This is a genomic window from Canicola haemoglobinophilus (assembly GCF_002015075.1).
Classification (GTDB): Bacteria; Pseudomonadota; Gammaproteobacteria; order Enterobacterales; family Pasteurellaceae; genus Canicola; species Canicola haemoglobinophilus.
This window is the reverse complement of sequence record NZ_MUXZ01000074.1, coordinates 1-2,883: the sequence shown is the minus strand read 5'-3', so window position 1 is coordinate 2,883 and position 2,883 is coordinate 1. Positions and strand designations below refer to the sequence as shown.

Below are 2,883 nucleotides of genomic sequence, written 5' to 3'. Positions count from 1 at the left end.
AAAGTAATTTGGCTTGCGATGAAAGATGCCTCAAAAAAATGGACAATGCCGATTCAAAACTGGAAACTGGCGATGAATCGATTTATGATTGATTTTGGTGCTCGCTTAGACGAGCACCGTTAAGTTGAAATGGGTGTTTACACAGAATTTGGGACGAGGTCAGAAAAAAATGAAAAGTAAGATTATTTTATTAGTTTATAGTTTTTTTTCTGCTTTTTCTTCTTTTGTAGATTCAGAAATGTTACATCTTTTAAGTCATTTTTCTTTTAAAGAGAATAATATGTAAGTTAGCTTATTTATTATTTTCATAAATAGCTTTAAATGCTACTTCCATAGCCCTTTGAACATCATTCGACATTTGTCTATAATGATTGATAAGGGCTTGCTCTTTTTCAGCCAGTTCATCACTTGGCAAACCTTGAAACATTTTTCCCTCTCCAGTTAACAGCCAGTTAACATCGATATTCATTGTTTCTTTTAATTTGGTTAACGCTTCTACATTTGGTTCCCGCTCATTGCGTAAGTAGTTTTGAACGGATCGATATGGGATGCCAGATAATTCTGAAAATTCTTTTATGTTGATATTTTTAGATTCAATAACCTGTTTCAATCTTTCACTTATGCTCATTTGAGTATTCTATATTGACTTTTTATGTTCTTTAGGGTAATATAAATAACATAAAAATTACCCTATCGGGTATATTTTAATGTTAAATATGGAATAAATCAAAAGAAATGGCTCAACACTTCCTTCTCACAAGCAAAGCCCGCTTGCTTTCGCCCATTAAGATAGCCCTATCGGATGACGAGACGCTGTTTATGCTTTGTCAGTTGCGTTGGCGAAGTAATAATGAACAAGTTTGCCCGAAGTGTGGAGTGAAACACAAAGCCTATTTTATCTCGACTCGCAAGCAGTGGCGATGCAAACATTGTAAGCATACTTTTAGCATTACATCAGGTACGATTTTTGCCAATCACAAGCTACCACTTCAAACCTATTTATTTGCGATAGCCTTATTTGTGAATGCGGTAAAAGGCATTTCTGCCTGCCAGCTTTCTCGTGATTTGAATGTACAGTACAAAACCGCTTTTACTCTTGCACACAAGATTCGTGAGAGTTTGATGGTACAACGTGAGCTTTTTCCCTTATCAGGCGAAGTGCATATTGACGGAACCTATGTACATTCAGCCCCACGCCCAAAGAATAAGAAAAGTGAACGTGTGGATAGACGGTTAAAAGCCCATGCCAATCCGAATAAACGTGCGGTATTAGTGATGCGTGAGCGTTATTCTGAACAGGAAACTTCTTCTAATCCGCAATTAGTCGGTGCAAAGAAAACTATCACCTTTCCCATTCTCTCTGAGAATACCGAAACAGTGAAGAAATTGGCAACCGCTTATATTGAGCCAAATAGCCGTATTCATGCGGATGAAAATTCAGCTTATGATGAATTAATCGTTAATTACAATTTGCAACGAGTAAACCACCAGCGTGAATATCGTAGTGATGACGGTATTACGAATAATCTCGCAGAAAGCTATTTTGCTCGTTTCAAACGGATGTATTATGGACAAGTCCACAAAATGTCAAATATCTACCTTGATAACTATGCCAATGAAATAGCTTATCGGGAAGATACTCGCAAACTGGATAATTTAACCCTGTTCAATGATGTTATAAATAAATGTCTCAATACATCATCGGATAACGACTGGAAAGGCTATTGGCAAGGTCATCACAGACAAGTAGAAAGATTGGTGATGTAATGGCATATACACTTGATAAAAAACTCAAAGAACTTGAATTTGAGCGTAAACAAGTACGAGAACATCTCTCGCTACTTGATGATAAAATCTATACTTTACGCAAAGCAATTCAGATAATGGAAGAAGAACATCGAGATGTTACCGAATACGATACAGTACAATTCCAATATCGTACTCGCTGCCGCCGTTTTACCACAAATTCAGCTACCTTAATTATCCGTTTACTCAAAACAGAGCCACATCGTTATTGGCGTGTTGAAGAAATTACAAAAGAAATCTTAATTGCAGATAATCAACCCAATACCCCTGTAAATCGCACCTATATTAAGAATGTTCATGCGGCAATGGATATATTACTCAAAAAAGGCATTGTAGAACGACAGTCAAACAAGGCTCACAAGGTGGCTTTATGGAGATTAAAAACCGAGAAATAATGGTTATCGCTGTTATTTCTATGCAACAATCTCTTTCACCGCCACTGAATTACCCTAACGGAAGATTTCTCTTGCAAAACCTGTTTCTCAACAATGCCTTTCTCTTGTAATCGTCTTAATGCGTGTGAAAAGGCAGTTACAATTGAGTGATGTTGCGATTTATGTTCGATTTTCCCTTCAATTTCAAAAGCCTTAAACATTATCTCTTTCGCTGACATCCATTGATTTGGGTAATGTTTAAACACTTTTGCAATATAATCGCTAGGGTGATAAGCGTATATTGAAATCGCACTCCCATCACTAATAGATTTAGCTTTCCTCTTGATAGGACTTGAAAACGGGTCACTCTGTAATGCCACTAAGGCTTGTTGTAGAGTTACTTGATGCTCTCTCGCCTTTTTAATACATTGCTCAAAGTGAGTAATTTGTTGAGTAAGTTCTGCGATTTTCTGCCGAATAAGGTTTTCCCCAGTCATTCTTGCCATAAATAAAAATCCTTGTGATGTAAAATAACCACAAGGATTTTAGTCAAATTGAGTTAATTGGTCTTTGTGCAACTGCTACATAATACCGTAAATATACATATTGGGAAAAAGTAGACGATTTTGTATTGAAATTTATACAAAATGCATAAAAAGTCATCTTATAGCTAAATTTTTAAATTTTTTTTGCAAAAAGTGCT

4 protein-coding genes are annotated in these 2,883 nt (G+C 36.1%); 2 read left to right on the top strand and 2 right to left on the bottom strand.

Annotation, left to right across the window (positions count from 1 at the left end; all coding sequences use genetic code 11):
* Positions 1–292: 292 nt before the first annotated feature.
* Positions 293–628, bottom strand: coding sequence for a helix-turn-helix domain-containing protein (locus B0186_RS11360; RefSeq protein WP_078219576.1), 336 nt, complete (start codon positions 626–628; stop codon positions 293–295).
* Between the two features lie 107 nt (positions 629–735).
* Between B0186_RS11360 and B0186_RS11355 the strand changes: the two genes are divergently transcribed.
* Together B0186_RS11355 and B0186_RS11350 are read left to right on the top strand one after the other, a co-directional pair.
* Positions 736–1,767, top strand: coding sequence for an IS1595 family transposase (locus tag B0186_RS11355; RefSeq protein ID WP_078219575.1), 1,032 nt, complete (start codon positions 736–738; stop codon positions 1,765–1,767).
* Positions 1,767–2,201, top strand: a complete 435-nt coding sequence (locus B0186_RS11350; protein ID WP_078219574.1) for a hypothetical protein — start codon at positions 1,767–1,769, stop codon at positions 2,199–2,201. The genes B0186_RS11355 and B0186_RS11350 overlap by 1 nt, the downstream gene beginning before the upstream one ends.
* 35 nt (positions 2,202–2,236) lie before the next feature.
* Here B0186_RS11350 and B0186_RS11345 read toward each other — a convergent pair whose 3' ends face one another.
* The gene (locus B0186_RS11345) at positions 2,237–2,686 is read right to left on the bottom strand and encodes a hypothetical protein (protein ID WP_078219573.1); all 450 of its coding nucleotides are present in this window, start codon (positions 2,684–2,686) and stop codon (positions 2,237–2,239) included.
* Positions 2,687–2,883 lie beyond the last annotated feature (197 nt).